The sequence below is a fragment of the Bacillus sp. SRL543 genome (assembly GCF_984799205.1).
This window is the reverse complement of sequence record NZ_OZ481794.1, coordinates 3,098,899-3,122,951: the sequence shown is the minus strand read 5'-3', so window position 1 is coordinate 3,122,951 and position 24,053 is coordinate 3,098,899. Positions and strand designations below refer to the sequence as shown.

24 protein-coding genes are annotated in these 24,053 nt (G+C 47.2%); 22 read left to right on the top strand and 2 right to left on the bottom strand.

The annotated features are described in order from the left end of the window. Window positions 1–39 precede the first annotated feature (39 nt). The 12 genes from AC4E8B_RS15990 to AC4E8B_RS15935 all read left to right on the top strand — a co-directional run bounded on the left by AC4E8B_RS15990 (window position 40) and on the right by AC4E8B_RS15935 (window position 12,925). On the top strand, window positions 40–1,170 hold the full coding sequence (locus AC4E8B_RS15990) for a conserved virulence factor C family protein (protein ID WP_490214344.1): 1,131 nt from the start codon (window positions 40–42) through the stop codon (window positions 1,168–1,170). Between the two features lie 308 nt (window positions 1,171–1,478). Continuing rightward, entirely contained in the window at window positions 1,479–3,191 is a 1,713-nt protein-coding gene (ilvD, locus tag AC4E8B_RS15985) for a dihydroxy-acid dehydratase (protein ID WP_490214343.1), read from the top strand. Window positions 3,192–3,266: 75 nt separating this feature from the next. Then, the gene (locus tag AC4E8B_RS15980; protein ID WP_490214342.1) at window positions 3,267–3,701 is read left to right on the top strand and encodes a BrxA/BrxB family bacilliredoxin; all 435 of its coding nucleotides are present in this window, start codon (window positions 3,267–3,269) and stop codon (window positions 3,699–3,701) included. A gap of 124 nt (window positions 3,702–3,825) precedes the next feature. Beyond that, window positions 3,826–4,602 carry a class I SAM-dependent methyltransferase gene (locus tag AC4E8B_RS15975; RefSeq protein WP_490214341.1) on the top strand — a complete coding sequence of 259 codons (777 nt, stop codon included), beginning with the start codon at window positions 3,826–3,828 and terminating at the stop codon, window positions 4,600–4,602. A 339-nt stretch (window positions 4,603–4,941) separates the two neighbouring features. Next, complete coding sequence (locus AC4E8B_RS15970) at window positions 4,942–6,123, top strand: LL-diaminopimelate aminotransferase (RefSeq protein ID WP_490214340.1); 1,182 nt, start codon at window positions 4,942–4,944, stop codon at window positions 6,121–6,123. Window positions 6,124–6,151: 28 nt separating this feature from the next. Beyond that, the gene (locus AC4E8B_RS15965; RefSeq protein WP_490214339.1) at window positions 6,152–6,742 is read left to right on the top strand and encodes a YpjP family protein; all 591 of its coding nucleotides are present in this window, start codon (window positions 6,152–6,154) and stop codon (window positions 6,740–6,742) included. Window positions 6,743–6,846: 104 nt separating this feature from the next. Continuing rightward, window positions 6,847–7,428, top strand: coding sequence for a TerD family protein (locus AC4E8B_RS15960; RefSeq protein ID WP_490214338.1), 582 nt, complete (start codon window positions 6,847–6,849; stop codon window positions 7,426–7,428). An 87-nt stretch (window positions 7,429–7,515) separates the two neighbouring features. Then, complete coding sequence (locus AC4E8B_RS15955) at window positions 7,516–8,289, top strand: TerC family protein (protein WP_490214337.1); 774 nt, start codon at window positions 7,516–7,518, stop codon at window positions 8,287–8,289. Window positions 8,290–8,463: 174 nt separating this feature from the next. Continuing rightward, on the top strand, window positions 8,464–9,660 hold the full coding sequence (locus tag AC4E8B_RS15950) for an HpcH/HpaI aldolase/citrate lyase family protein (RefSeq protein WP_490214336.1): 1,197 nt from the start codon (window positions 8,464–8,466) through the stop codon (window positions 9,658–9,660). Further along, window positions 9,602–10,978, top strand: coding sequence for a phosphoribosyltransferase family protein (locus AC4E8B_RS15945; RefSeq protein ID WP_490214335.1), 1,377 nt, complete (start codon window positions 9,602–9,604; stop codon window positions 10,976–10,978). Before AC4E8B_RS15950 ends, AC4E8B_RS15945 begins: the two co-directional genes overlap by 59 nt. Continuing rightward, window positions 10,971–12,083 (top strand): cysteine protease StiP family protein, encoded by a 1,113-nt coding sequence (locus tag AC4E8B_RS15940; RefSeq protein WP_490214334.1) that lies wholly within the window; start codon window positions 10,971–10,973, stop codon window positions 12,081–12,083. Before AC4E8B_RS15945 ends, AC4E8B_RS15940 begins: the two co-directional genes overlap by 8 nt. Then, the gene (locus AC4E8B_RS15935) at window positions 12,080–12,925 is read left to right on the top strand and encodes an HAD family hydrolase (protein ID WP_490214333.1); all 846 of its coding nucleotides are present in this window, start codon (window positions 12,080–12,082) and stop codon (window positions 12,923–12,925) included. The genes AC4E8B_RS15940 and AC4E8B_RS15935 overlap by 4 nt, the downstream gene beginning before the upstream one ends. Here AC4E8B_RS15935 and AC4E8B_RS15930 read toward each other — a convergent pair. After that, on the bottom strand, window positions 12,885–13,151 hold the full coding sequence (locus tag AC4E8B_RS15930; RefSeq protein WP_490214332.1) for a hypothetical protein: 267 nt from the start codon (window positions 13,149–13,151) through the stop codon (window positions 12,885–12,887). The two genes, AC4E8B_RS15935 and AC4E8B_RS15930, sit on opposite strands and share 41 nt — an antisense overlap. A gap of 257 nt (window positions 13,152–13,408) precedes the next feature. Here AC4E8B_RS15930 and AC4E8B_RS15925 point away from each other — a divergent pair, with 257 nt between their 5' ends. From AC4E8B_RS15925 to AC4E8B_RS15890, 8 genes are all read left to right on the top strand, one after another. Beyond that, entirely contained in the window at window positions 13,409–15,052 is a 1,644-nt protein-coding gene (locus tag AC4E8B_RS15925; protein WP_490214331.1) for a YceG family protein, read from the top strand. 3 nt (window positions 15,053–15,055) lie between these two features. After that, window positions 15,056–16,162 (top strand): toxic anion resistance protein, encoded by a 1,107-nt coding sequence (locus tag AC4E8B_RS15920; protein WP_490214330.1) that lies wholly within the window; start codon window positions 15,056–15,058, stop codon window positions 16,160–16,162. A 75-nt stretch (window positions 16,163–16,237) separates the two neighbouring features. Further along, window positions 16,238–16,849: a TerD family protein gene (locus AC4E8B_RS15915; protein WP_490214329.1), complete on the top strand. Its 612-nt coding sequence runs from the start codon at window positions 16,238–16,240 to the stop codon at window positions 16,847–16,849. 51 nt (window positions 16,850–16,900) lie between these two features. Next, window positions 16,901–17,482 (top strand): TerD family protein, encoded by a 582-nt coding sequence (locus AC4E8B_RS15910; RefSeq protein ID WP_490214328.1) that lies wholly within the window; start codon window positions 16,901–16,903, stop codon window positions 17,480–17,482. A gap of 784 nt (window positions 17,483–18,266) precedes the next feature. Continuing rightward, entirely contained in the window at window positions 18,267–19,472 is a 1,206-nt protein-coding gene (gene thrS, locus AC4E8B_RS15905; RefSeq protein WP_490214327.1) for a threonine--tRNA ligase, read from the top strand. A gap of 285 nt (window positions 19,473–19,757) precedes the next feature. Next, window positions 19,758–20,462 carry an anthrax toxin lethal factor-related metalloendopeptidase gene (locus AC4E8B_RS15900; RefSeq protein ID WP_490214326.1) on the top strand — a complete coding sequence of 235 codons (705 nt, stop codon included), beginning with the start codon at window positions 19,758–19,760 and terminating at the stop codon, window positions 20,460–20,462. Between the two features lie 23 nt (window positions 20,463–20,485). Further along, on the top strand, window positions 20,486–21,280 hold the full coding sequence (locus tag AC4E8B_RS15895) for a thymidylate synthase (protein WP_490214325.1): 795 nt from the start codon (window positions 20,486–20,488) through the stop codon (window positions 21,278–21,280). After that, window positions 21,277–21,774, top strand: a complete 498-nt coding sequence (locus AC4E8B_RS15890; protein ID WP_490214324.1) for a dihydrofolate reductase — start codon at window positions 21,277–21,279, stop codon at window positions 21,772–21,774. The genes AC4E8B_RS15895 and AC4E8B_RS15890 overlap by 4 nt, the downstream gene beginning before the upstream one ends. 14 nt (window positions 21,775–21,788) lie before the next feature. Here the strand turns inward: AC4E8B_RS15890 and AC4E8B_RS15885 are convergent, their stop codons facing one another. Next, on the bottom strand, window positions 21,789–22,007 hold the full coding sequence (locus tag AC4E8B_RS15885) for a hypothetical protein (protein WP_490214323.1): 219 nt from the start codon (window positions 22,005–22,007) through the stop codon (window positions 21,789–21,791). A 214-nt stretch (window positions 22,008–22,221) separates the two neighbouring features. On the opposite strand from AC4E8B_RS15885, the gene ilvA reads away from it, so the two are divergent. Further along, complete coding sequence (ilvA, locus tag AC4E8B_RS15880) at window positions 22,222–23,490, top strand: threonine ammonia-lyase IlvA (RefSeq protein WP_490214322.1); 1,269 nt, start codon at window positions 22,222–22,224, stop codon at window positions 23,488–23,490. Window positions 23,491–23,642: 152 nt separating this feature from the next. After that, window positions 23,643–23,942: a DUF5658 family protein gene (locus tag AC4E8B_RS15875; protein WP_490214321.1), complete on the top strand. Its 300-nt coding sequence runs from the start codon at window positions 23,643–23,645 to the stop codon at window positions 23,940–23,942. Window positions 23,943–24,053: the final 111 nt, after the last annotated feature.

Here is a 24,053-nt window from a genome sequence, read left to right as displayed (position 1 = left end):
TGAAACAAAATTCTATCGAATCATAAGGAGGAACCATCATTGAAAATAAAATCAATTGAGCCTACACCAAGCCCGAATACGATGAAAATCATCCTTGATGAAGAATTGCCTATGGGCAAAAGCAATAATTATAAAAAGGACAAGACAGATGGAGCGCCAAAGGTTGTTTTGGATATCCTGCAGATAGAAGGAATCAAAGGGGTATACCATGTAGCAGATTTCCTTGCGGTTGAACGCAATGCAAAATTTGACTGGAAAGAGCTTCTCCCTCAGGTGCGTAAGGCATTCGGAGAGGAAGCGGAAGAATCAGGCGGCGAGGCAGCCCTCAATGAACATTACGGCGAGGTAAAAGTCCAGGTGCAGATGTACAAAGATATCCCGATGCAGATCAAACTGGCTGACGGAACTGAAGAGAAGCGCTTTGGACTGCCGGAAGCTTATGTGCAGGCAGTCCGTGATGTGCAGCAGCCTGATGATAATGTTGTCATGAGCAGAAAGTGGAAAGAATTTGGTGTCAGGTACGGAGATATGGACCAGGTCGGTCAGGACATTCTAGAAGAATTGCTGGCAGCTTATCCTGAAAGCAGGCTGAAGAGCCTTATCGAGCAAGGCAAGCATGGCGCAGCTGCAGACAGCAGGCCTGCAAGGACAAAAAGGAAGCTGTCGACTGAGGATCTGGACAGCAGTGATTGGCGGATACGCTATCAGCTGATGGAACAGATGGAAGATCCGGGGATGGAGGATTATCCAGTACTGGAAAAGGCGCTGGAAGATGAGAAGGCGTCAATCCGCAGGCTGGCAGCCGTCTATCTGGGAATGATCGAGGACAAAAGTGTTCTTCCATATCTATATAAAGCACTTAAGGATAAAAGTGTAACAGTAAGGAGAACAGCGGGCGACTGTCTATCAGATCTTGGCTTTGCTGAAGCAGAGGAAGCAATGATAGATGCCCTCCAGGATACAAGCAAGCTTGTCCGCTGGCGTGCAGCCATGTTCCTTTATGAAGCAGGTACAGAAAAGGCGCTCCGGGCATTAAAGAATGCGGAAGAAGATCCTGAATTTGAAGTCAGCATGCAAATCAAGATGGCCATTGAACGGATAGAACAGGGTGAAGAGGCCAAGGGATCTGTCTGGAAACAGATGACCGAGGCAAGAAACCAAAGCAGCTGACAATGTTTATAAAATCAGCTTATTGTCCAGAAAAGGGTCCGGAACGGAAGCGTTCGGGACCCTTTCTGTTTTTTGGGGGTCTGTGTTAAACATTGTTGTTGATTTTGGGCTCCTTCGTATGAATCTCAGTTTCACACGCCTTTCAGCACATGCAGCACTAACAGAGCCTTTTTCTTCGAATATTACCGCTTCACTTTAAAGCTTGCTTGCTTTTTAGCATTAAAAATTCATTAAATTTTGTGAAAATTATTGCAATTGCTGAAAAAGTCCTCTATATTGAAAAGAAAATCTTTCAGGAGGGCTTATAATTGGGAAGAGATCTTAGGATAAAAAGCCATGTAATCAGCGACGATGAAAGGCGGGCGCCAAACCGCGCCATGCTTCGGGCAGTGGGATTTACCGATGAAGATTTCAAGAAGCCGATGATCGGCATTGCCAGCACATGGAGCGAAGTGACTCCGTGCAATATACATATCAATGAACTTGCCTACAAGGCGAAGGATGGTGCAAGGGAAGCAGGGGGTGCCCCGCTTGTGTTCAATACGATTACTGTATCTGACGGCATCTCTATGGGGACGGAGGGCATGAGATATTCCCTTCCAAGCCGCGACCTGATTGCGGACTCCATCGAAACGGTTGTCGGCGGGGAAAGCCTGGACGGTTTCGTGGCGATCGGGGGCTGCGACAAAAATATGCCTGGCTGCTTAATGGCCATTGCAAGGATGGACCTGCCCGCCGTATTTGTGTATGGCGGAACGATCAAGCCTGGCAAGCTGCAGGGGCAGGATATCGATATTGTGTCAGTTTTTGAAGGGGTAGGGCAGTTCAGCGGCGGGGCCATCGATAAAGCCGGTCTCAATGAGATTGAATGCCATGCATGTCCGGGGGCCGGCTCCTGCGGCGGAATGTACACTGCCAACACGATGGCGAGCGCCATTGAAGCACTGGGGATGAGCCTTCCGGGCAGTTCCTCCAATCCGGCAGAAACGGATGAAAAACGGCAGGATTGCCATGAAGCAGGAAAGGCGGTCTATCGCCTCCTGGAGCAGGATATCAGACCAAGGGACATCCTTACGAAGGAAGCATTTGAGAATGCGATTACCGTCGTGATGGCCTTGGGCGGCTCGACAAATGCCATCCTCCATTTGATGGCCATTGCCCACTCCGCTGAAGTGGACCTTTCCCTGGAGGACTTTAACCGGCTGCAGAAAACGGTTCCCCATATTGCCGATTTGAAGCCAAGCGGAAAATATGTCATGCAGAATCTCCATGAAGCAGGAGGGGTCAGTGCCGTAATGAAAATGCTATTGAGGGAAGGGCTCCTTCACGGCGAATGCCTGACTGTCACAGGGAAGACACTCGCTGAAAATCTGGAAGAAGCAGAAGACCTGAAAGATGGCCAAAAGGTCATATACCCGCTCAATGCCCCTCTCAGGGAAAACGGGCCGCTCGTAGTCCTGAAAGGCAATCTTGCCCCGGAAGGCGCCGTAGCGAAGGTATCAGGACTGAAGGTCACAAGACACACAGGGCCTGCCAAAGTGTTTGATGATGAGGAGTCTGCTACAGATGCTGTACTGAGGGGGGACATCCAGACCGGTGATGTACTGGTAATCAGGTATGAAGGGCCGAAAGGAGGGCCTGGTATGCCTGAAATGCTTTCCATTTCGGGCATCCTCGTAGGAAAAGGGCTCGGCGAAAGCGTGGCCCTGCTAACAGACGGGCGTTTCTCGGGAGGGACCCACGGCCTTGTGGTCGGCCATATTGCACCGGAAGCCCAGGTAGGCGGGCCGATCGCACTCATACAGACCGGTGATATGATTACAATTGACAGCACCGAACAAACACTTGAAGTGGATATCTCTCCTGCTGAGCTGGACGAGCGCAGGAAATCCTGGAGTCCGCCGCCGCTTTTGGCCCGCGGAGCCCTGGCAAAGTATACAAGACTCGTTTCATCCGCTTCCAGGGGGGCTGTCACAGACCATTTTGAGGAAGAGCCCGCCGCGAGGCCTCTTAAAGTATAGTAAGCCATCCGATTGCAAATAGAGCAGAAATTATAGTATGCTAACATTGCAAACGTTTAAAGGAGGCAATCAAACATGTCTATGGCATATGAAGAATATATGAGGCAGATGGTAAAGCCGATGCGTGCTGAACTAACACAGGCAGGCTTCAATGAACTGGCTACTGAAGAAGAAGTTGAACAGTTTATGGAAAATACAGAGGGGACTGCACTTGTTGTTGTCAACTCTGTCTGCGGATGTGCGGCCGGTCTGGCGCGCCCAGCTGCGACGCAGGCTGTCATGCATGCTGAAAAAAAGCCTGATCACCTTGTGACTGTGTTTGCAGGGCAGGACAAAGAAGCGACGGCAAAAATGCGCGAATATTTTGATGGAATTGAACCTTCTTCACCAAGCATGGCTTTACTGAAAGGGAAGGAAGTTGTCCACTTTATCCCGCGCCATGATATCGAAGGCTTCCCGATGGAAACCATCATGGAAAATCTTCTGGCTGCATTTGAGGAAAACTGCTGAAGCAACACAGAAAGGATGCCGTAAAAGGCATCCTTTCGCATTTTCTGCATTTCTCAGAGAGGAAAAGGGAGGTCCATGGGGACTAAAAGCCAATTATTATTACTCAGTCAGGAAGGTAGAAACTATGTTTGTAACTACATCTGGAAGGACAAGCCCTGGCATGATCCAGGCGGCGAAAGAGGCTGCAGCTGAACTGGGAGTCGCTTTTCATCCGCGAAAGAGCCTTTCTGTTTCTTCACTTCAGGAGCAATATAAGGATGATTGCATTGTATATGGCAAAAACAGGCTCGAATTATTTTCATATGGAGAAAGCTCACCGTACTTCTTTCATCCGAATTCCGCAGCATTCAGGATAAAAAGGCTGATGCGAGGCGAGCCTGATCCCTTTTTGGAAGCGGCGAAAATCGAGCCGGGGGACACAGTGGCGGACTGCACGCTCGGCCTGGCTTCAGACAGCATCATCGCAAGCTATGCAGCAGGTCCATCCGGCAAAGTGACCGGTGTGGAAGGCAATCCTTTCCTTGCTTATCTCGCAGGGAAGGGGCTTAAAACCTGGAAGTCAGGAGTTCCGCAAATGGATGAGGCAATGGAGAGGGTCGAGGTCATCAGTGCTTTCTCCCTTGACTACTTGAAGGGCATGCAGGACCAGTCCGCAGATATTGTATACTTTGACCCCATGTTCGAGGAAAAACTTTTGGACTCCGACGGAATCAAGGAACTGGCTAAGTTTGCCTTGTATGGGCTGTCCGAGGAGCTGGTAGAAGAAGCCAAAAGGGTTTCGCGTAAGAGGGTCGTCCTGAAAGACCATTTCCGGAGCGAAAGATTCAGCACCTTCGGCTTTGAGGTTTACCGGCGGAAATCCTCCCGCTTTCACTTTGGGGTCCTGGAAAGAAAAAGATAAGCAGGCATAATTAAAAGCGCAGGAATTTCCTCCCTGCGCTTTGGTTTTTATTTTGCGTGAACCTTAATCCGTAATTGACAGGAATACAAAGTATCCCAGCGTCAGCAGACTTACAGCAACAAAAACAATTTCCCACTCCATTATTTTCCTCCTCGGACTATGTATTCATTTACCATTAGTTTTATATTATCCCCCAAATTTTCTCCCTTTAATCGCATTTTTCTAGGAAATTTTCTTTTTTTTCAAAATTTTTCTCGCATTTTTTCTTTTTTCTTAAAAAAAGAGTATAATATTTTCTAAGAAAGCATCAGGCTTTAAAGAATACTGGAGGTTTCTAGTATGAAAATATCCATGGCAAAGAGAATGGATGCATTTGGGGAAAGTGTATTTGCAGAATTGTCCCGCCTGAAGAAAGCCAAGATCTCTGCAGGTGAAGATGTGATTGATCTAAGCATCGGCAGCCCTGACCTCCCGCCTCCGCCCTTTATAAGAGAGGCAATCGCTGAAGGGGCGCTGGACAGCACCCAGTATGGATACACCCTTGCAGGGACAGAAAGCTTCTGCGAAGCAGTCAGCTCCTATTACCAGAAGAATCACAGCGTATACATAGATCCGATAGAGCAATGCTCTCTCCTGATGGGGTCCCAGGACGGACTTGTCCACTTTCCTCTTGCTTTATGCAGTCCGGGGGATTACATCCTGATGCCAGATCCTGGGTATACAGCCTATGCTGCGGGTGCCGCACTGGCCGGGGCAGACATATACCCTATGCCTTTAAGGAAAGAAAAGCAGTTCCTCCCTGATTTTTCGGATATACCTGAGGAGATAAGGGAAAAGGCCAGGCTGATGATCTTGAACTTTCCCGGCAATCCTGTGCCCAGCCTTGCAAATGAAGAGTTCTTCAGGGAGGCAATAGAGTTTGCCAGAAAATACGAGATTGTCATATTGCATGATTTTGCGTACTCAGAGCTCTATTTCGAAGAAAAACCGGTAAGTTTTTTAGCTGTCGAAGGCGCATTTGAAACAGGGATAGAAATGAATTCCCTCTCTAAGAGCTTCAACATGGCAGGCTGCAGGATTGCCTATGCAGCCGGAAACAAAGACGTGATCCGCATGATTTCAGATCTGAAATCCCATCTGGACTACGGTGTATTCCATCCCATCCAGACAGCGGCTGCCATGGCTCTGGCAGATCAGTCGGGTTTCCTGGAAGATTCAAGAGAGGTATACAGGAAGCGCAGGGATGCTCTTGTAGAAAGCCTGCGGGAGGCAGGCTGGGATGTTGACAGCCCGAAAGGTTCAATGTTCGTTTGGGCAGAAATTCCAAACGGCATCAGCTCCAGGGAATTCAGCATCCGCATGCTGGAGGAAGCTGGAGTGGCTGTTACACCGGGAAGCGCATTCGGCACTGCCGGCGAGGGGTTTGTGCGGATTGCACTTGTACAGCCGGAAGGCAGGCTCCGCCTGGCCGCTCAGAAAATCAGATCCTCCGGAATTTTAAAAAAGAAGTCTATCATTTGAAAATAGTCTTTAATGGGGAGTGATAAGAATGCCTAAGTGGCTGCGCAAATCGTTTGTGGTGATGGTAACCATCCTTACCTTTGGGCTGGTTACGCCATCACAGGCATTTCTGTATGATAATGCAAACCAGGACAGATCTCCTAAACGCGATGTCCTGGAGAGCCAGGCAGAAGAAATGGAACTTGCTTCCCCTGAGGAGGATGAGGCATCGGTCAGGCAAAGGTTCATCCAGGCCGCCGTCCAGGAAGCTGAGAACCAGTCTTATATCAAATTCGGGGGCAAAATCAAACCTGTCATTGAAGATGAGTTCCGCGAAGTCATCCTGCCGAATATTGAAAAAGCAGTGGAGGAAACAGCTGCAAGGATTCCGGGAAGCGACCTGGGCAATCTCGAGATAACCGAATGGCCAGGCGGGGGCAGCTCAGAAAAAATCTTCCATATTGTCAACCGGCAGTCTAACGAAGATGTCCTCCGTTTCCATGTGAGGAGAGACCATCCGCCCCAGGAGGGATACTGGTTCAACTTCCACTACCATACCTCAGAGGATGCCTTCCAAAAGCATCATGAGCTGGGTTCCATCTACTGGAATAAAAATACTCCGCCAAAATGGCTGAGCTGAGATTTGAAATGTAAGCAAAAGTATGAAAAAATATGCTTGTAGTTTTGAAACTTTTTAAAGATTGAAACGTAAGCATACTATCACAATAATTGGAGGTAGAAAAAATGGCAGTAAGTTTATCAAAAGGACAGAAGGTAGATTTGACAAAATCCAATCCGGGCCTCACAAATGTAATCGTAGGGGTAGGCTGGGATACCAATAAGTATGATGGAGGAGCAGACTTTGACCTGGATTCCTCAGTTTTCCTTCTGGGAGAGAACGGCAAAGTTGCTTCCGAAGCGGATTTTGTTTTTTATAACAACACAACAGGCGGAAACGGCTCTGTCGTACATACGGGAGATAACCGCACAGGCGAAGGAGAAGGCGATGATGAGCAGGTAAAGGTTGAGCTCGGTGCTGTGCCGGCAAATGTCCAGCGCATTACATTCACCATCACAATCCATGATGGCGAAGCGCGCAGCCAGAACTTCGGGCAGGTTTCCAATTCATATGTCCGCATCCTTAATCCCGAAACAAATGAAGAGCTGATCCGCTATGACCTTGGAGAAGACTTCTCCATCGAGACAGCACTTGTTGTAGGTGAACTGTACAGGCACGGCGGAGAGTGGAAATTCAGCGCAATCGGGTCCGGCTATCAGGGCGGCCTTGGTGCACTTGCAACTGATTTTGGCCTTCAGATTGGATAATCACTTTTTTTATCATTGATCTTCGAGACTCGGCTCTGCCGGGTCTTTCGTTAGCACTTATATAAGGTAATGGAGGAACTTCAAGAGATGACAATTATTCAAGGTTTTATAGATACATATGCCGCATTCTTTGACTGGCAGATGTGGGCGGAAGTTCTAAGCGACCCTGTTAGCTGGGGGCTTATCGGAACACTCGTAATCCTGGAAGGACTGCTTTCGGCCGACAATGCACTTGTACTGGCTGTTATGGTAAAACACCTTCCGCCGGAACAGCGGAAAAAGGCTCTATTTTATGGACTGCTTGGAGCATACCTTTTCCGTTTCATTGCAATCGGAATTGGGGTATTCCTGATTAAGCTGTGGTGGGTAAAGATTTTGGGAGCCGGCTACCTGGCATGGCTTGCCATTAAATATTTCATTGATAAGAAAAAAGGCGTCGGCGATGATGAGGAGCTTGAAGGCCTCAATCAAAGCGGTTTGCTGATCCGCCTGTTTGGTACCTTCTGGGGAACAGTAGCAGCGGTAGAGCTTATGGATATAGCTTTCTCAGTTGACAGCGTCCTTGCGGCATTTGGAGTCAGTGATCAAATCTGGGTCCTTCTTCTCGGCGGAATGCTTGGGGTCCTGATGATGCGAGGCGTGGCAGGAGTATTCCTTAAGCTGATCGATAAAGTGCCTGAGCTTGAAACAAGCGCATATGTGCTGATTTTGCTCATTGCTGTGAAGATGCTCCTTGGAGTATTCCATATTCATATTGATCATATCTACTTCTTCCTGCTGCTGATTGTGGTCTTCGGTGCAACTTTCATCGTCCACTTCATGAATAAAAAGAAAGCTGAGCAGGGCCAGAAAAGCAACTGACAGACATATAGAAACAAGGAAAGGGAACTGACAATTGTCCGCTCCTTTTCTTTTTATCCTTTTTTGGCAGTTTGAAAGCTTCATAGATTGGACAAGTATGCTTAGGGGGATGCTTGATTAATCCTTGAAGACAAGCGTTTCCCTCTTTTACTATGCATGAATAGGAGAATTGTAATGAAACTATTTGCTGATTTGGAAAACCGGGAGATTGACAGGCTATTTTATAAAAAGCCGGGGTCCTTCTCTAAACATTCCCCGAAAGAACTTTTGTCCTATTGCTTAGGCGCCACCCTTTATATGCCTGCTACCAGGCCGAATATCCATCAGGATCTGCTTTCAAAAAAGCATTCGGGCCTCACTTCCATGGTGATATGCCTGGAGGATGCCATTGGCGATTCGGAGGTAGAGCAGGCCGAAGAAAGCCTGCTGGCTGAACTGAAGCTTCTCCATCAAGAGCTTGGGAAAGGATATTTCCAGGAGGACGATCTGCCTCTCATCTTTATAAGGATCCGCAGCCATGAACAGCTGGTGCGGCTGTTTTCCAGGATGGGCCAGGAGATAAGCATGCTGACAGGGGTCGTCATTCCTAAATTCGAACCTGGGGAAGGTGCAGAAACACTTGCAGAAATCAGCCGCAAGAATAGAAATGGCCACGTTCTATATGCAATGCCGATTCTGGAAACAAAGAAAATCATCCAGAAAGAAACAAGAGTCGGAGAGCTTCTGGACATAAAAACGCTTCTTGAACAATACAGGGATATTGTCCTCAATGTCAGGATAGGGGCGACCGATTTTTCCGGCCTGTACGGCATCAGGAGAAACTCGGATAACACCGTATATGATATTGCGGTCATACGTGACTGCATTGCTGATATCATTAATGTTTTTGTTCGTGCAGACAGCCATTATACGGTATCAGGGCCGGTATGGGAATATTTTTCCTCTAAGGATAGAATGCTTAAGCCCCAGCTGAGGCAGACGCCTTTCCTGGAGAAGTACGGGGAGGCAGGCATCAGGATGAGGACGGGACTGATCGATAAGCATATGGACGGCCTGATCCGTGAAATTATGATGGATATTGCCAATGGCCTGACAGGAAAGACAATCATACATCCTACCCATATAAGGCCGGTGCAGGCTTTGAATGCCGTTACGCTCGAAGAGTACGAGGATGCGAAGAATATTGCTGCCAGTGCAGAAGGCACCATTGGCGTCATGAAAAGCGCCTATTCAAACAAAATGAATGAAATTAAGCCGCATTTATATTGGGCGCAGAAAATTTTATTAAAATCAGAAATATACGGGGTGCTTCATGAAGAATACTCATACATTGACCTGCTCGAAAAAGAAGTATTTGCATCAAGTTATTGAAGGGCTGCAAGTAGAACTTGATATAACAGAAAATCCTTATAACATACCTGTTGACCACTTTTTTACAATGGCCGCACGAATCAACAAAAAGAGGTCATTCCTTTTTGTCAGCAAACTGCTGGGGAAGCATCTGCCTATCCATCCGGAAAAGGCGCTTATCACTGGAGAGCTGCTGGCCGCACGATATGCAGAATTAAAAGAAGGCAGGCATCTGCCTGAAACTGAAGGGCTCCTTGCTTCCTTTTTGCAGGAACCGGCAGGCAGCAGGCAATCGACCCCATTTATTGACAAGAAATTTAATCCGGTGATCATCGGGTTCGCAGAGACTGCAACCGCGCTCGGACACAGCTTTTATAATGCCTTCAAGGCGGCAGGGTATTTTCATACTACAAGGGAAATGCTTCCTGAAGAGGTATCTATAATAGACTTCGAGGAAGAGCATTCTCATGCAACCTCCCATCGCTGCTACGCGGACAGAGAGCTTCTTGACAATCAGCGTGAAGTCATCCTGGTTGATGATGAAATGACCACAGGCAAAACGGCAGTCAATATCATCAGATCGATCCAGTCAGAATTTCCGCGCAGTGAATATACTGTCGCTTCTATATTGGACTGGCGTTCACAGGACAATCAGGCTGCATTCCAGGTGCTCGAAAAAGAACTCGGGATCACCATCAACAGTGTAAGCCTTTTAAAAGGGGAAATGCAGGCTGCTGGAGAACCTGTCATCCAAACGAATATAGAAGACAGAAAGCTGGGTACAGGCGGGGCCGGCATCAGATTCATCAATCTGGGTGAATCTGGGCTTTCTTTTGAAAAGGCAGGAAGTTCTTCGATCACACTCGGAGGCGGGGTCTGCAATATTCCCTACCTCAAAGGAACAGGCAGATTCGGGCTCCAAAAGGGAGCAGAAGAGCCTGAAAGGGAGCTGGAGGCTGCAGCCGCCCTCCTGTCTAAGAGCAGAAAAGGAGATAAAACACTTGTCCTGGGAACAGGCGAGTTTATGTATATCCCTATGAAAGTGGCATCGCAAATGGGGGAAGGTGTCTTTTTTCAGTCCACTACACGAAGCCCTGTCCATGTTCTGGACCGGGAAGGGTACGGGGCAAGGGAAGGACTGTCATTTCCTAATCCTGAGGATGCTGATATCAGGCAATTTGTCTATAATATCACTCCCGGATTTTATGATGACCTCTTTATCCTCTTTGAACGGGAACCGAATCGGGAAGCGCTTGTCCCATTGCTGGAGGAACTGAAGCAAACAGGGATCAAGGATATAAAAATCGTTTATTTTAATGGAGGGAACAACAATGGCTGAAACAGCAGCAGAAACTTTTGGGTCCTACAGCAGTGAAGATGTCATCTTTCTGCTGAAGGATCTCAGTGCATACGAATTGGAAGGGGCAACTGAAAACAGGGAAAAAAAGATCCAGTCCGGCCAGCATTACAGCGAGACGCTTCCGATTGAGTACATCCCTCCAGCCCATTATTTAGAGCTGTTCTGGAAAACGCTTGAAGACTACAAGGAAAAGGTGGCGCTTTGCACAGCGGTAACGGCGAAAAAGCTGCTCAGCAGAAGAGGGGACAAAATCGTCCTCGTTTCCCTTGCACGGGCAGGCACCCCGGTCGGGATCCTGATGAAGCGGTATATAGAGCGTGTATACGGGACAACCCTTCCCCATTACAGCATTTCCATCGTCCGTGACAGAGGCATTGATGAGAATGCCCTGAAATACATAATAGAAAAGCATCCTGGCTGCAATATTCAGTTTGTCGATGGGTGGACAGGCAAAGGAGCTATCTCGCTTGAATTGACGAAAGCATGCAGAAACATGAATGAAAAATATGGCTGGGATCTTGATGACACGCTTGCTGTCCTCGCTGATCCAGGCTATTGCACCAGTCTGTATGGCACAAGGGAGGATTTTCTGATTCCAAGCGCCTGCCTGAATTCGACTGTTTCCGGCCTTGTCAGCAGGACGGTGCTCAATGATTTGATCGGGCCTGAAGATTTCCACGGTGCCAAATATTATCGCAGCCTTGCAGAAGCGGATGTTTCCAATGAATATATCAGCATAATAGAAGAACAATTCGATTCCGTCATGGAAGAAGCGAAAAAAATCAGTGATGGCTATTCTGCTGAAGCTGAATCCGAACCTGATTTCAGGGGGATGGAGGAAGTACTTGCTATCAAAGAAAAATTTGGCATAGAAAGCACGAACTTTGTAAAACCCGGTGTCGGTGAAACAACGCGCGTCCTCTTAAGGAGAGTTCCATGGAAAATTCTGATGAGGGACCCGGAAAGCCCCTATGTCAGGCATATCAAACTCTTGGCTGAAGAACGCGGGGTGGAGATCGTCCGGTACCCTGACATGAGCTATACATGCTGCGGGCTGATCAAAAAGGTTGGCGGCCAGTCATGAATATGTTTGCGACAGATCTTGACAGGACTATGATTTATTCAAACAGAGCACTTGAAGATCTTGGCTGTGAGGAGGATCTCCAACTGTCAGCCGCCGAGATGAAGGAAGGGCAGCCTGCTGCATTCATGACTGCAAGGTCGCTTAACCTGTTAAGGGAGCTTGCAGAAGAAGCACTCGTTGTGCCTGTTACAACCAGGACATATGAACAATATAAAAGAGTAGGGATATTTGGAAGAGATATCCCTGTCTCTTATGAGGTCACTTCAAATGGAGCCCAAATCCATTATAAGGGGAAACTGCTGGCTGAGTGGACTGAGCGGGTAGATAAGCGCCTAAAGGAAGAATGCGCGCTGCAGGAGGAAATGGCTGAGTTTGCTGCAGGATGCAGATTTTCCGGGACTTTGAAAAAAGCAGGGGATTCCTTCTTCTACTATATCCTCCAGGAGCGCATCAGCCTTCAGGAAAAGAAAAAACTGGAAGAGGATGTCCGCCGTCTCGGATGGAGGATATCCCTGCAAGGCAGGAAGCTTTACTTTATGCCGATTCCTGTCTGCAAGGGAGAGGCGGTGAAATTCATCAGAAAAAGAGAGGGAGCAGATATTCTTGCCGGTGCGGGAGATTCCCTTCTCGATTATGATTTCCTGAAGGTATGCCATCATGCTTTTGTCCCGGATCATGGAGAACTTTCTATGGAGATGCCTCTTGGATTCAGCTGCAATTTTTCGGAGAACAGGGGAATACTTGCCGGAGAAGAAATCCTCCTGAAGGCATACAGTCTGCTTCTTGGCCGGGAAGCTGCCGTCAGCGGGAATCCCGGCCCCGGCCGGACTGCCCTTTTATAAAGAACTGAAGCAATAGCAGGAGCAGGCTGCCAAAAGCATAAAAAGTAAGAAAAATCGCGAGTGCATAAGTTGGCGAGTCGTGAAGATTGTATGTCATGATGGCGAGCATGGCTGACCATAGCAGGAGGTCAATGAATTGGTAAGCGCCGGAAGACATGATCTGCCGGACAACCGCCAATTCGTTCCTGCAGCTTTCATAAGAGGGCCTTTTAATCAGGAAGCGCAAGGGATCACCTTCTTTAATTATTTGTACTCAACTATATGCCGGGATAAGCCCGTTGGTGATTGTGCCGGGAAAGAGTGAATATAACTTGTATTGATGATATTGAAACTTTTTTCAGCCTGATCCGTATATTCTATAAGAGTTGAAAGCCAGTGCTGAAGGCTATCGTTGTTAAAACAAGCACCTGATATGATATGATGAAAGAAATTTACATAAGCCAATAGGGCTAAATCTTTCGCTCCTAGAGGGAAGGGATAATCATGTATCCAACTTACAATGTATTAAAGGTCAATCTGCTGCCTGTGTCTGCGGACAATTGGCTGTCTGCCATTAAAAAGCGCAGCTCTGAACGCCCGCAGTATCAGGCAGGCGACGGCATTATCCAGATCAGCCAGGTTGCTGCAAGGTTTCTGGGCATTCCTGCGGATGAAGATGAATACTATAATCAGCTTTATGATTATATACACTCACCAGATAATGGACTTATCCTTTTAAGCAGCGATACTCTTGATAAAACGATCGACAACCAGCATTTTCAGGCCATTCAGAAGGTATTGAACATCAACAGGGAGCAGAAGCTTTCAATCAACCGCTTCGTCGCCTTCCTTGATGGTGAGCAGCTGCTTTTGAAGCCTGATAATCCCCTTGTCCATAGAAAGGTAAGGGAGGCATTCACTAAAGTCATTGAGATGTTTGCCGGGAGGGAAAAAGAAGGCCTTGAAAGCCCAGACTTCCGCAGGGTGCTTGTAGATCTTGTGAAATGGTCCTTTAACCATCTCTCCCAGCCGTTAAGCGGCAGCAATCCGGAAGAAAGCATGCCGAAATTTCTTTGGTATGGAGAAGCAAGCAAGAGCCAGCAATATTTCCTGTCATTCATTTTTTTTCTTGGCTGCGATCTCGCAGTTTTCAGCCCGGATGGCCAGGACGTCCTTGCACTCGCCGACCCGGGGAAAGAGCAGACATTTGTCCACCAATATCCGGAGCAGAAGCCTGCTGAGCCTTTTCCCAAGGAGAAAAGGAGAAGGAAATCAACTGTGGCCTATAAAGCTTCAAGAGAGATCGAAACCATCCTTAACCATGAAGGCTCAGGCCTTTATAAAGCTTGGCAGCTGAGGGATTATAACCCCTCTGCAGTGACGCTGAAAACAACTTATGATGAACTGTTCATCCTCGCCAAAGAAAAAGCGATGATCAGGCCGAACTTTGAAGTCAGCGGCGGAGAAGTGAAGATCCCTTCCATTTTTTCGAAAATCAACGGAGTGAGCAAAAGCCGGAAAGAATATTGGGACCGCTTGCATGCCCTTGCCGAGAACGACTACAGCTTTCTGATCAGGCAGTTCCCATTTTCAAATCCTCTGACAAGCGACTTTCGCTTTCATTACAGAAATGCACTTGGAAAAGACGGGAAGCTCGATCCTGAAATCATCATGGGCTCGCACTACTGGAAATACGGCCATCTTCCCGGCGGCCTCCAGAAAGGGATCTCCCATGCACTCAGGAATCTTTGCACAAAGCCGGAGCTGAAGCCCGGCCATAATGAGAGCCAGGAAGAAATCAGCATCTATTTGTTTACACAGGCGATGCAGATGCCGGCCAGCATCCTTAAGCTTTTGCAGAAGTTTGATTACTCTCAGGATGTACCCAAGGTGATCCTCTATAACAATGAAATGAATGGTACGATGACAAGGAGCGATGCAGCACTCCTGCTTCTCCTGAACCAATTTGGAGTTGATATCATCGTGTATAATCCGCCCGGCCACAATGACCTTGAAAACTATGTCAATGAAGGGGCCTTTGATTCGCACTGGCTGGAAGAAGTGGTCTTTGACCAGGACTATAAAGAGCCTTCACTGATTAAGAAAGTGTTTCTGCAAGGGCTGTTGAAAAATTTGAAAGGAGATTAAATCATGAACGATCCCCAACTAGCAAATGCAGGACTGGTTACCCAGGATCCGGCCGATGTGCTTACAGAAACGAAGGTGCCGGAAATAAAACTGGCGCTGAGGCAGGAAGCGGAAGTCCAGAACCTCGCCAGAACGATCGATGAGCGCGACCAGATCCAAATACTTGAATTCGGGAAAGAACCTGCACAGCAGATTTCCCGCTTCTCTGACCAGATTCTCGGCAATATGCGGGCTACCAAGGTAGAAGACTCAGGCGTGCTCCTTAAGCAGCTGGGAAAAATCATGGACAGGTTCGACAAGAAGGATTTTGAACAAACTTCAGGCGGCTTGTTCGGAAAGCTGTTCAAGCGCGGGGAAAAAATGATCGAAAAGCTCTTTGGGAAATATCAGACAATGGGCAAAGAGATTGACAAGGTGTATGTCGAGATCTCCAAGTACCAAAGTGAAATGGTGGACTCCACCAATATGCTTGAGCAGATGTATGATCAAAACTACCAATACTACCTCACACTTGAAAAATATGCAGTTGCAGGCGAGATGAAGGCAGAAGAGCTCAAGAGCACACAGCTTCCGCAGCTGGAAGCAAGGGCAGCATCAGGGGACCAGGTCGCCTCCATGCAGGCCGACACGCTCCGCAACAGCATCGATCTGCTTGAACAGCGTGTGTATGACCTGGAAATGGCGAAGATGGTGGCCCTCCAGACGGCTCCCCAGATCCGCCTTCTCCAAAGAGGGAACACAAAGCTGATAGGGAAAATCAATTCGGCGTTTGTTACGACCATACCGATTTTTAAAAACGGCCTGATCCAGGCGGTTGCCGCCAAGCGACAGAAGCTGGTTGCCGATTCTATGAGCGAGCTTGACCGGAGAACCAATGAGATGCTCGTCCGCAATGCCCAGAATATTTCAACCCAAAGTGCAGAAATAGCCCGGCTTGCCGGAGGTCCGAGCATCAAGATTGAGACGATTGAAGAATCGTGGAATATCATCATGAAGGGTATGCAGGAAACGAAGTCCATCGAAGATGAAAACAGGCGCATGAGGGAAGAAGGCACCAAAAGGCTTGAACAGCTCCAGGAAAACTTCAAAAATATGAAAAACCAAGGCTGATGCTGCTTTTTTCAGCCTGAACCCGGGCTGTTAAATATAAAAAATACAGAAAAGAAAATTTATGAGGTGAAATGAATGGCGATTAATTTGCAAAAAGGGCAAAGAGTAGATCTGACAAAAGGAAATCCCGGTTTAACGAAAATAACGGTCGGCCTCGGTTGGGACCCGGTTGAAAACAAAGGAGGAGGCGGACTTCTAGGCTCCCTTTTCGGCGGAGGCGGAAGTGCTAATGTCGATTGTGATGCTTCAGTCATCATGCTTGGCGAGAATGATAAATTAAGGAATAACAGCGATGTTATCTATTTCGGCAACCTCAAGAGCTCAGACGGCAGCGTTCAGCATACTGGCGATAATCTTACCGGAGAAGGAGATGGCGATGATGAGCAGATCAATGTGGATTTAAGCCGCGTCCCTTCCCACGTCCAGAAGCTTGTATTTGTAGTGAATATCTATGATGCTGTTAAGCGCAAACAGCATTTCGGCATGATCCGCAATGCATATATCAGGATTGTGAATCCGATGGGCAGGGAAGAGCTCATCCATTATAATCTCACTGACGATTACAGCGGCAGTACAAGCCTGGTAGTCGGAGAACTTTACAGGCACGGAACTGATTGGAAGTTTGCAGCAGTCGGAACAGGCACCAATGCACCAGGGCTGTCTGATGTAGTCCGTTCTTATACTTAATAAGCTGGTTGTAAGATGATAATAGAAAACTATCAACAGAGGTGAAGATAAATGAGCAGCATCAATCTTTCTAAAGGGCAGCGCATTGATTTGACCAAGAGCAATCCCGGCTTGACAAAAGTGATCATCGGGCTTGGCTGGGACACAAACCGCTATTCCGGAGGCGGCGACTTTGACCTTGATGCATCTGCATTCCTGGCCGATGAAAATGGCAAGGTCGTCCAGGACCACGATTTTATTTTCTATAATAATCTCATCCACCCAAGCGGCTCTGTGGAGCATACAGGGGATAACCGGACAGGGGAAGGCGAGGGCGATGATGAGCAGATCAAAATCGACTTCAGCAAGGTGCCGGCCCATGTCCACCGCATTGCCATCACTGTTACAATCCATGATGCCGAGAGCCGCAGCCAGAACTTTGGACAGGTATCCAATTCATTTGCCCGTGTAGTGAATGAAGACACAAACCAGGAAGTGCTCCGCTTTGATCTGGGAGAAGACTTCTCTGTTGAAACGGCCGTTGTCATCTGTGAGCTGTACAGGCATGGAGGCGAATGGAAATTCAATGCTGTAGGAAGCGGCTTTTCCGGCGGACTGGCTGCACTGTGCAAAAATTTCGGCCTTGCCGTTTAATTTTATTTATCCCAAAGCCCGGCAAAACTGCCGGGCTTTTGCTTTTGGAAAAAATGAGGAATAATATTTGTTATGAAACTGGTTTCATGCTTTATAATTTCTCAGGAAGAAAAGGGCGCTGCTTATAAGCAGCCGGCGTAACGCCATTAGTATTCAGAGACTTTTCTGCAGAAAATAAGAAAGATTGCATTGACAATACAAAAGATACTGGAATATAATTCATTTAATCTTCTTTATATTTCCAATAAGCTGGGAAAAGGACATGAATCATTTCCGCTGCTTCCGACAGAGAAAAGGGCCGCCGGCTGAAAGCCCTTAGGAGAAAGAAATGAATTTACCGCCTTGGAGCTGTCATGGACAAAAGCCGTCTTTGGCCAACCATGATCGGGAGACCGTTATCTCGTTTGAGCGCCGCATGCTATGCATGAGGCGGAATTAGGGTGGAACCACAGCCGCAATTGTCCCTTGTACAGGGAGAATTGCGGCTTTTTTGTTATAAACAAATATAATAAGCTGGGAAAAGGACATGAATTCTTTCCACTGCTTCTGACAGAGAAAAGGGCCGCCGGCTGAAAGCCCTTAGGAGAAAGAAATGAATTTACCGCCTTGGAGCTATCATGGACAAAAGCCGTCTTTGGCCAACCATGATCGGGAGACCGTTATCTCGTTTGAGCGCCGCATGCTATGCATGAGGCGGAATTAGGGTGGAACCACAGCCGCAATTGTCCCTTGGTACAGGGATAATTGCGGCTTTTTTAATACAAAAATTTAGGAGGAAGTAAAAATGTCAATTAGAGCAGAAGCAGAGAAGAGAAATCACAGAAAGCTCGGTCAAGAACTGGAGCTGTTTATGTTCAGGGAAGAAGCGCCGGGGATGCCGTTTTATCTGCCCAAGGGAATGCAGGTAAGAAATATATTGGAAAACCTTTGGAAACAAAAGCACCAAAAAGCGGGCTATTACGAGGTCAAGACGCCGATCATGATGAAGCAGGCATTATGGGAGCAGTCTGGTCACTGGGAGCACTATCATGAGAATATGTACTTTTCAAAGGTAGATGAACATGACTATGCGATCAAGCCAATGAGCTGCCCGGGGGCTGTATTGATTTATAACAGCAAAAGGAGGAGCTACCGGGAACTGCCGCTCCGCTATGCAGAGCTCGGGCTTGTTCACCGGCATGAGCTCTCAGGATCCTTAAGCGGGCTTTTACGGGTGAGATCCTTTACACAGGATGATGCACACCTTTTCGTAAGAGAAGATCAAATAAAAGAAGAAGCAGCAAAAGTGCTGGAGCTGGTGCACCAATTTTATTCGCTGTTCGGCTTTGAATATAGAGTTGAGCTGTCTACTAGGCCGGAAGAATACATGGGGTCAGAAGAAACATGGAACCAGGCAGAAGCCGCATTGCAATCGGTCCTGCAGGAAAGGGGCATTCCATTCGAAATTAATCCAGGTGACGGTGCGTTTTATGGCCCGAAAATCGATTTCCATATCACTGATTCTCTTGACAGGAGCTGGCAATGCGGCACTGTCCAGCTTGATTTTCAGATGCCGGAGCAATTCGGCTGCCAATATATCGGCGAAGACAATCTGCCTCACAGGCCAATCATGATACACCGTGCCATATACGGTTCGATAGAAAGATTCCTTGCCATTTTGATTGAGCATTTCGCAGGAGATTTTCCTTTCTGGCTTGCACCGGTCCAAGCCGAAGTGCTCCCGGTTTCTGATGCCCATATCGGCTATGCGCTGGAAGTCAAATCTCAACTTGAGGAAGCTGGCTGCCGGGTTGACATTGACAGCAGGGCAGAGAAGCTTGGGCTCAAAATCAGGGAAGCAGAGATGCAGAAGGTCCCCTATATGATCATCATTGGAGACAAGGAGCAAGAGCAGGGCGGAGCTGCCTTGAGGAAAAGAGGGGTAGGAAATCTGGGCGTTTTCGACCTGCAGATGATCTTGGAGCGATTTCGTGATGAAGAATGTAAATAAGGCGCAAAAAAGGGGCTCTTGCAGCCCCTTCTTTTCTTTAAACATAGAACTGAATGGGAAAAAGAATCAATCCATAAGAATTCCGGCATACAATATACCCCTTACCAATGACTCTTTCATTCAAAAAACCCCCGCCATTCCGATGCTTCTGCAAAACTTCCTGAAATTGCCCATGAATCGCGGCCTTTTTACCGAAAATGATATGCTATAATATTTTCATATATACATAGATAGCAGGCAGCAAACGGGGCCGGAAGCGTCTGAGAATGGACAGAAGGTGATAGCATGAGAATCAGGATTTTTTTTCTGCTTATTGTAGTGTTTTCCCTGGCGCTTATGGGTAATTCCCAGGCAGCAATGGGTGGTATAAAACTTAAAGATTTCCCTGGCAACTCAGAGCTTGTCAAGTCTCTGTCTCTTCATTCAGGACAAGATCTGGGCAGGATTATTATTCTTCCTTTAGAGGACTTCGATCAGGAGGAAGCGGCAAAGATGATAGAAAGGCTGGATCAGCTTCCCTCATCATTGCTGTCTAAAATCAGGCAAGAAGGCATCTCGCTTAAGCTTTTTACAGGACAGCTCACAGACAACCCCACTGCAAGCCATCTGGCAGGTTTGACACCCAGGGGCTATCAAAATAAAGAAACAACCTGGGATGATGTACCGGGAATCGGCGGGGGGCGGACTGTTCTTGTAAAGATAGGATTTAGCGGCAGGGGCATGGGGCATGGATCTATCAACCTGGAACTCCATGAGCTGGCACACTCGGTTGACCGCTTTGTCTTAAGCGAGATCCGCTTCAACAGAAAGTTCCAGGGGATATGGAAAGAGGAGAAGGCAAAGCTGTTTCCCGGCCAGCCTTACTTCCTTTCATTCCCTGAAGAATATTTTGCTGAAACGTTCGCCATGTACTATATGGGAGGAGTAGAGCGCTTGCGCTTAAAAGAAAAAGCTCCGCTCACCTGGCAATTTTTCAGTACGCTTAATTAAGATTCATTTAGGAGGTCAATGGAATGGAGCAGTATTTACAGCTTTGCAGGCATGTCCTGGAAAAGGGTACAATTAAGGAAGACCGGACGGGAACCGGTACAATCAGCACTTTCGGATATCAGATGCGATTCGATCTGAAAGAAGGCTTCCCATTGGTCACAACAAAGAAACTGCATCTCAGGTCGATCATCCATGAGCTTCTTTGGTTTCTGAATGGAGACACCAATGTGAAATATCTCCAGGATAATGGTGTCAGGATTTGGAATGAATGGGCCAATGAGGAAGGAAATCTCGGACCTGTATATGGCCATCAATGGAGATCCTGGACCGGCGCGGATGGTAAAACGGTTGATCAGATCAGTGAGCTGATCAGCTCAATCAAGAATAATCCTGATTCAAGAAGGCTGATTGTTAATGCGTGGAACGTTTCTGAAATCGGCAATATGGCGCTGCCTCCCTGCCATTGCCTTTTCCAGTTCTATGTGGCGGACGGCAAGCTGTCCTGCCAGCTTTATCAGCGGTCTGCTGATGTCTTCCTTGGAGTGCCGTTCAATATCGCTTCGTATGCCCTCCTGACACATATGGTCGCCCATGTGTGTGATCTGGAGCCGGGTGAGTTCATCCATTCGTTCGGGGATGTCCATATTTATAGAAATCATCTGGAACAGGTGAACCTGCAGCTTTCAAGGGAGCCTCTCAAGCTGCCTCAGCTGAAGTTCGCCCGCAAGGTTGAAGATATCTTCAGCTTTGCGTATGAAGATTTTATCCTGGAAGGCTACGAATCACATCCTCACATTAAAGGAGTTGTCAGTGTTTGATTTCTTTGCTTTGGGCCATGGACGAAAACTCGGCCATCGGCAACAAAAATGATCTGCCCTGGCGCCTGCCGGAGGATCTGAAATACTTCAAGCGGGTTACGATGGGCCATTCAATTGCAATGGGCAGGAAAACATGGGACTCCATCGGCCGCCCTTTGCCTGGCCGGGAAAATATCGTGCTGACGCGGGACAGTGAATTTACCTGCGAGGGCTGTACCGTTTTCTATTCTTTTGATGAATTTCTTGCAGACTGCAGGGAAAAAAGTGATCAGGAGATTTTCATCATTGGCGGGGCTGAAATCTTTAAGATGGCCCTTCCAGCTGCCGACAGGCTTTATCTGACGATGATCCATGATAAGTTTGAAGCAGATACCTTCTTTCCTGAACTTGATTTGAAGAAATGGCAATTGGAGAGCCGGGACAAAGGGACCCGTGATGAAAAAAACCCCTATGACTATGAATTTTTGGTTTATACAAGAAAAGAACAGCCATGAGGCTGTTCTTTTCTTTAGATTTCCTCCAGCTGTTCCAGCATACTGCGGAATTGGCCGGGATCGCAGAAATCCTCCTCATGGAAATTGTGTTTAACCCAGTGGATGAGGTCTGATCTATTATTGAAAACTTCACCGCTTGTATCCGCCTTCCTGATCATATAGCGGCCATTATCTTCATCAGCCGTCACTTCCACAGGCATCCTGCTGTCAAGGCTGCAGAGCGAAAATTCCATTCTGTCCGCCCTCCTTTGGCTTTTTAATTCTATATTCAGTAAAACAAGAAAAAATGACCTGCTTGGCAAGCTTTTCATTAGTATATGCATAATAAGAATCCGGACTCTCAACTTTTTGAAGATAAAAAACACAAATTTTTTGATTATTCTGTTGATTAGGTATTCTGCCGTGTTATAATGTACAAATTATAACGGCAGAAATGAGGGTAGGCTTATGGAACAGAAATTAATGAAAAAAAAATGGGTGCAGCTGGAGGATATTCTGATCGCATACCAGCAGCTCAAGGATATCGTTGCCCATACACCGCTGCAGAAAAATGACCGGCTGTCGGAAAAATATAATTGCAATGTGTATTTAAAAAGGGAAGATCTCCAGCATGTGAGGAGCTTCAAGCTTCGCGGAGCCTTTTACAGCATGAAATCACTTGGCGAAGAGAAACTGGCAAAAGGGGTTGTTTGTGCGAGCGCGGGGAATCATGCCCAGGGAGTCGCCTATTCATGCAGTCTGCTTGGAATTGAAGGCAAGATCTTTATGCCGGCCACAACACCCCGCCAGAAGGTCAGCCAGGTTGAGCTGTTTGGCAGGGGCCATGTGGAGATCATTCTGACAGGGGATACCTTTGATGATTCTTATAAAGAGGCTGTAAAATGCGCAGAGGATGAGCAAATGGCATTCATCCATCCATTTGATGACGAGAAAATCATTGCCGGCCAGGGCACTGCCGCAGTCGAGATACTGAATGACTGTGAAGAGCCGATCGATTTTGTTTTTGCCAGCATCGGCGGCGGCGGATTGATGGCCGGCCTCAGTACATATTTCAATAGCGTATCGCCCCTGACAAAGATGATCGGCGTTGAGCCTGCCGGAGCTGCTTCCATGAAGGAGTCCTGCCTTTACGGCTCTGTGACCCCGCTCGCAGATATAGATAAATTTATCGACGGGGCCGCTGTGAAAAGTGTGGGAGAAAAGACTTTTGACATTTGCAGTGAGCTGGTGGAAGATATTGTATTAGTCCCTGAAGGAAAGGTCTGCACCTCGATTTTACAACTGTACAATGAGCATGCAATCGTAGCGGAGCCTGCAGGCGCCATGCCAATTGCCGCTCTTGATCTGTATAGTGAGGAGATAGCCGGCAAGACAGTTGTATGTGTCGTGAGCGGCGGAAATAATGATATAGGGCGGATGCAGGAAATCAAGGAAAGATCGCTTCTATATGAAGGGCTATTATGCTATTTTATCGTAAATTTCCCCCAGCGGGCTGGTGCACTGCGGGAATTCCTTGATGAGGTCCTCGCCCCTTCGGATGATATCACTAGATTTGAGTACACGAAGAAAAACAATAAAGAAAACGGGCCTGCACTCGTCGGTATTGAACTTAAGGACAAAGATGACTATAGCAGCCTGATTAAAAGGATGAACAAAAAAGGCTTTGCATTTACGGAAATCAATAAAGACAGCAACCTTTTCCACTTGCTGATTTAATTGGAACCCCCGAACTTTCCGGGGGTTTTAATTTGCAGAAACGTTCTTTATAAAGTACAATTTTGTTAGCGGAAAAGTTTCAGTGTTTCTTCTTTTTTAGACTTGGAGATTATTAATAATGAATGCAAATAGGATCGGGAAGCGGTGAGTCCATGCGTGGAATATACATCTATTTAGGGATATTGAATGCGGTGGATGCACTGGCCACCTGTCTGGGTCTGAATGCAGGGTTGATAGAAGAAGCGAATCCGGTGATGGGAGGATTGTACGAAAAAGGGCCGCTGCTGTTCCTCCTGGCCAAAATATCTTTCAGTGCCTTTCTATGTTACTTTGCTTATATGAAATATATGCCTGAAACGAAACTCCTGAAAATCCTGCTGCTGTTTTCTTCTTTTTTATATACATCAGTATGCCTTCTCCACCTGTATTGGATAGCCAGCCAGATTCCATGATGAAACAGCTGCCCTTCTTCGAAAAATATCACAAACAGCGCAGATTTAGACACACTTCGGGACTGTCATGAGGTATAATATAATAAACGGGTGAAAAAGAGGATTGATATT